This is a genomic window from Streptomyces rubellomurinus (assembly GCF_000961885.1).
Taxonomy (GTDB): Bacteria; Actinomycetota; Actinomycetes; order Streptomycetales; family Streptomycetaceae; genus Kitasatospora; species Kitasatospora rubellomurina.
The window spans coordinates 1-421 of sequence record NZ_JZKH01000337.1 but is presented as its reverse complement, the minus strand read 5'-3'; the positions used below and the strand labels follow the sequence as shown (position 1 = coordinate 421).

Annotated in this window: 1 protein-coding gene; it reads right to left on the bottom strand. The window is 72.0% G+C overall.

Going from position 1 to position 421, the window contains the following annotated elements; genetic code table 11:
* Positions 1–405: acyltransferase domain-containing protein (locus tag VM95_RS38090; protein WP_244179162.1), on the bottom strand; the 405-nt coding region annotated here is incomplete at its 3' end.
* Positions 406–421 lie beyond the last annotated feature (16 nt).

The window sequence follows — 421 nt, the reverse complement described above, 5'->3', positions numbered from 1 at the left end:
CACATTGTCCGCGAACCGCACCGCCTCGCGGGCCTGACGCACCCAGTACTCCGGCGCACACGCCTGCTCGGCCGTCAACAGACCGCCCGACACGTTCGAGACGACCGGCAGCTGCGGCGCGCGGAACTCCACGCCCTCCAACACCTGCCGGAAATCGTCCAGCATCGGCTCGATCAGCGGCGAGTGGAAGGCGTGCGAGACCCGCAGACGCTTGCACCGCACACCCTCGGCCTCCAGGTCCGCCACCAGCGCGTCCACGGCCGCTACCTCACCGGAGAGCACCAGGGACCGCGGGCCGTTCAGGCTCGCAATCCCGACACCGGACCGGCCCGCCAACCGCTCGACGGCCTCCGCCTCGGACAACCGCACCGCCACCATCACCCCACCCGCCGGCAGCGCCTGCATCAGCCGACCACGCGCG